Source organism: Phenylobacterium sp. (assembly GCF_030645195.1).
GTDB lineage: Bacteria > Pseudomonadota > Alphaproteobacteria > Caulobacterales > Caulobacteraceae > Phenylobacterium.
Map to the genome: position 1 here is coordinate 1 of NZ_JAUSLW010000169.1, position 4,791 is coordinate 4,791.

Here is a 4,791-nt window from a genome sequence, read left to right on the forward strand (position 1 = left end):
TCGATGGCCATGGCGCGCTCGTCCTTGTCGACGCCGTGACGGTTGAACACGCGGACTTCCACGATGGTCCCGGCGACGCCCGGGGGCAGGCGCAGGGAGGTGTCGCGGACGTCGGAGGCCTTTTCACCGAAGATGGCGCGCAGGAGCTTCTCTTCCGGCGTCATCGGGCTCTCGCCCTTGGGGGTGACCTTGCCCACCAGGATGTCGCCCGGCAGGACCTCGGCGCCGATCGCCACGATGCCCGCTTCGTCGAGGTTGCGCAGGGCTTCCTCGCCGACGTTGGGGATGTCGCGGGTGATCTCTTCCGGACCCAGCTTGGTGTCGCGGGCCATGACCTCGAACTCCTCGATGTGGATCGAGGTGAAGACGTCATCGCGCACGATGCGCTCGGAGATCAGGATGGAGTCTTCGAAGTTGTAGCCATTCCAGGGCATGAAGGCGACGAGGGTGTTCCGGCCCAGGGCCAGTTCGCCCAGGTCCGTCGACGGGCCGTCGGCGATGACGTCGCCGGTGTTGACCCGGTCGCCCACCCGCACCAGCGGGCGCTGGTTGATGCAGGTCGAGGTGTTGGAACGCTGGAACTTCTGCAGGCGGTAGATGTCGACGCCGGCCTTGGTCGGGTCGTTCTCTTCGGTGGCGCGGATGACGATCCGGGTGCCGTCGATCTGTTCGACGACGCCGGAGCGGCGGGCCACCACGACGGCGCCGGAGTCCACGGCCACGATGGCTTCCATGCCGGTGCCGACCAGGGGCGCATCCGACTGGATGAGCGGCACGGCCTGCTTCTGCATGTTCGAGCCCATCAGGGCGCGGTTGGCGTCATCGTTTTCCAGGAACGGGATCAGCGAGGCGGCGACGGAGACCACCTGCTTGGGCGAGACGTCCATCAGGTCGACGGTGTCGCGCGGCAGCAGGCCCGGCTCACCATTGACCCGTCCGGCCACCAGCTCCTCGACGATCACGCCGTCCTTCAGGGTGATGTTGGCCTGGGCGATGACGTGTTTCGCCTCCTCCATGGCCGACATGTAGACCACCTCGTCGGTGGTCTTGCCGTCCTTGATCCGGCGATAGGGGCTCTCGATGAAGCCGTACTTATTCACCACCGCGTGGGTGGCGAGCGAGTTGATCAGGCCGATGTTCGGGCCTTCCGGCGTCTCGATGGGGCAGATCCGGCCGTAGTGGGTCGGGTGCACGTCGCGGACTTCGAAGCCCGCCCGCTCGCGGGTCAGACCGCCCGGGCCAAGCGCCGAGAGACGGCGCTTGTGGGTGATTTCCGACAGCGGGTTGGTCTGGTCCATGAACTGGCTGAGCTGCGACGAGCCGAAGAACTCGCGCACGGCCGCGGCGGCCGGCTTCGCATTGATCAGGTCGTGGGGCATGACCGTGTCGATATCGACGCTGGACATGCGCTCCTTGATCGCCCGCTCCATCCGCAGCAGGCCGACGCGGTACTGGTTCTCCAGAAGTTCGCCGACCGAACGCACCCGGCGGTTGCCCAGGTTGTCGATGTCGTCGATTTCGCCGCGGCCGTCGCGCAGGCCCACCAAGGTCTTGAGGACCGCCAGCACGTCTTCCTTGCGCAGGATGCGCACGTCGTCGGGGCAGTCGAGCTCCAGGCGGATGTTCATCTTCACGCGGCCGACCGAGGACAGGTCGTAGCGCTCGCCGTCGAAGAACAGCGACTTGAACATGGCCTCGGCGGCTTCCACCGTCGGCGGCTCACCGGGACGCATCACGCGATAGATGTCGAAGAGGGCGTCTTCGCGGGCCGAGTTCTTGTCCACGCGCAGGGTGTTGCGCATGTAGGCGCCCATGGTCACCTCGTCGATGTCGAGGGTGTCCAGGGTGGTGAAGCCCTGCTCTTCCAGCGCCGTGATCAGCGGCTGGTCCAGCTCGTCGCCGGCTTCGGCGTAGATTTCACCGGTCTCGTGGTTCACCAGGTCGCGCGCCAGGTAGCGGCCCACCAGGGCCTCCGGCGGCAACAGCAGGGTCTTGAGACCCGCATCGGCGAACTTCTTGGCGTTGCGGGCCGAGATCTTCTGGCCGGCGGGGGCGATCTCTTCGCCCGTCTCGCCGTCCACCAGCGGATACTCCGGCTTGGTCCCGCGCCAGCGCTCGGGCTTGTAGGGGGTGGCCCAGCCGGCCGCGCCCTTCTTGGACTGCAGGCGCTTCTCGTAGGGCACGGTGTCGTAGAAGGTGGAGAGGATCTCCTCCCCGTCCATGCCCAGCGCCATCAGGAAGGTGGTGGCCGGCAGCTTGCGGCGGCGGTCGATACGGACGAAGACCACGTCCTTGGCGTCGAACTCGAAGTCGAGCCACGAGCCGCGATAGGGGATCACCCGGGCCGCGAACAGCAGCTTGCCCGAGGAGTGCGTCTTGCCCTTGTCGTGGTCGAAGAACACGCCCGGCGAACGGTGCATCTGCGAGACGATGACCCGCTGCGTGCCGTTGACGATGAAGGTGCCCTTCTCGGTCATGAGCGGGATATCGCCCATGTAGACGTCCTGCTCCTTGATGTCCTTGACGGAGCGGGCGCCGGTCTCTTCGTCGGTTTCGAAGACGATCAGGCGAAGCTTGACCTTCAGCGGCGCCGCATAGGTCATGTCGCGCTGGACGCACTCTTCGACGTCGTACTTGGGTTCCTCGAACTCGTAGGTGACGTATTCGAGCACCGCGCGTTCGTTGAAGTCCTTGATCGGGAAGACGGACTTGAAGACCGCCTCCACGCCCTCGTCACGACGCTCGCCGGCGCGGGTCTCGCGCTGCAGGAACTGTTCGTAGGAGGAGCGCTGAACCTCGATCAGGTTCGGCATCTGCACGGCTTCAGGGATGCGGCCGAACGAGTGACGGATCCGCTTTTTACCGGTGAAGGATTGCGCCATTTTATTCCCTTGAGCGACGCCCGGAACGGTTTCCAGGCGTCAGGTCTTTTATCCCGCGTCCACCCTCGAACGCCCTTGCGGGCGCCGGACGCTGGAGCCCCTGTATCGCCAGGGGCGTTCCCTCGCATGGCCGGAGGGCGGTGGGCCATGCCTCGGAACATAGGCGCGCGTCAGAATCGCGTGTGACACGAATCGTATTTTGCGAAGGAGCCGAGATAATCGCTCTCGCGCAGGATGTGAAGCCCTTATCGAGATTTAGTTCGAGCGCAGGGCCCGGCGCCGAGCCTCATTCGAGCCCGCTGTCAGGCCCGCGATTTGCCGGGCGCGGCTCTCTCCCGCCCCGCCACCTGGCAGCAGCCGCCCTTGTGGAGCGCTAACATGTTGAAATCCCTGACATTCAATTCAGGTCTCGTTTACGAGTCGGGGCGCAGCCTCCTGCTGGACGACGCATTCAAACCCTTTGAGGTGAGGCAATGGCGGTCAGTTCCGACTTTTTGAAGCAGATCAAGGGCTATGGCCTGACGACGGCCGAGATCGTCTACCACCTGCCCGACCACCCGGCCCTGCTGCAGCGCTATCTCTGGCAGGAATACGATCTGTTCCCCCAGTTTCCCAACCTGCGGAAGTTTCTCGACTTCTGGAGCCATCAGCTGGACGGCATGCTGCACAGCGTCCGGATCGCCCATCGCGAGCTGATCAAGCCCTGCGAGTTCAAGGCGCTGGCCGGGGAGTTCCGGCTGCACTAGAGCGTGACAGCCTGAAGTGGACACCGGTTCAGGCGCCCGTCACGCTCCAAGCATAAGACGAGAGCCTGTTTATCCGTTTCAGATGAGTCCGTCTGAAACGGACAGGCTCTAGCTGGATTCCGACACGAAGACGGGCCCGGAGGTTTCCCTCCGGGCCCGCTCAAAACCCGCGGCGAACCGCGTGTTCGGGTCTTACTTCACGGTGACGGACGCGCCGGCTTCGGTCAGCTTCTTGGCGATGTCGTCGGCCACTTGCTTGGACACGTTCTCGACGACGTTCTGCGGAGCGCCTTCGACCAGGTCCTTGGCTTCCTTCAGGCCGAGGTCCGGACGGACGCCGCGGACTTCCTTGATCACGTTGATCTTCTTGTCGCCACCGGCGGTCAGGACAACGGTGAACTCGGTTTGCTCTTCGGCGGCTTCAACCGGAGCAGCGGCGCCGGCGGCGGCGGCCACGGCCACCGGAGCGGCGGCGGAGACGCCCCACTTTTCTTCCAGCAGCTTGGACAGCTCGGAGGCTTCCAGGACGGTCAGGGCGGACAGGTCATCGACCAGTTTTTCAAGCTTCGACATTTGGATAGTTCCTTAGGGAGTGGGTGTTGTCGGGGAAAATGACGATCAGGCGGCGTCTTTGGCGGCGTAGGCCGACATGACGCGGGCAAGCTGAGCGGCCGGGGCCTGCAGGACGCCGGCGATCTTGGTCGCGGGCGCTTGCAGAAGGCCGATGATCTTGCCACGGAGCTGGTCCAGCGACGGCAGCGTGGCGAGAGCGCTCACCGCCGACTTGTCCAGCACCTCTTGACCCATGAGCCCGCCAATGACGGTGAACTTGTCGTTCTCCTTGGCGAACTGGGTCGCGACCTTGGCGGCGGAGACAGCGTCCGGCGCATAGGCGATGGCGACAGGGCCGGTGAAGAGGGCGTCGCCCGCCTCGCCGACCGAACCGTCCAGGGCCTTCTGAGCCAGGGTGTTCTTCACCACCTTCAGGTGAGCGCCTTCCTTGCGGAGGCGGCCACGCAGATCGGTCATTTCCGCAACGGTCAGACCCAGATTGTGGGTCACGACCACGGCGCCGGCGTCGGCGAAGACGCCCTTGAGCGTCTCGATCGTCACCTGCTTTTGAGCGCGGTCCATTGCGGTCTCCATACTCAGGTCCAGCCGCC

4 protein-coding genes are annotated in these 4,791 nt (G+C 64.9%); 1 reads left to right on the plus strand and 3 read right to left on the minus strand.

What is annotated here, in order from left to right; genetic code table 11:
• Nucleotides 1-2,882 (minus strand): DNA-directed RNA polymerase subunit beta (gene rpoB / locus Q7T09_RS13915; RefSeq protein WP_304700485.1); only part of this gene is annotated, 2,882 nt, incomplete at its 3' end.
• Between the two features lie 473 nt (nt 2,883-3,355).
• Here rpoB and Q7T09_RS13920 point away from each other — a divergent pair.
• Nucleotides 3,356-3,628, plus strand: a complete 273-nt coding sequence (locus tag Q7T09_RS13920; protein ID WP_304700486.1) for an usg protein — start codon at nt 3,356-3,358, stop codon at nt 3,626-3,628.
• Between the two features lie 192 nt (nt 3,629-3,820).
• On the opposite strand, the gene rplL is transcribed toward Q7T09_RS13920, so the two are convergent.
• On the minus strand, nt 3,821-4,201 hold the full coding sequence (gene rplL / locus Q7T09_RS13925) for a 50S ribosomal protein L7/L12 (protein ID WP_304700487.1): 381 nt from the start codon (nt 4,199-4,201) through the stop codon (nt 3,821-3,823).
• 45 nt (nt 4,202-4,246) lie between these two features.
• Nucleotides 4,247-4,762, minus strand: coding sequence for a 50S ribosomal protein L10 (rplJ, locus tag Q7T09_RS13930; RefSeq protein ID WP_304700488.1), 516 nt, complete (start codon nt 4,760-4,762; stop codon nt 4,247-4,249).
• Nucleotides 4,763-4,791: the final 29 nt, after the last annotated feature.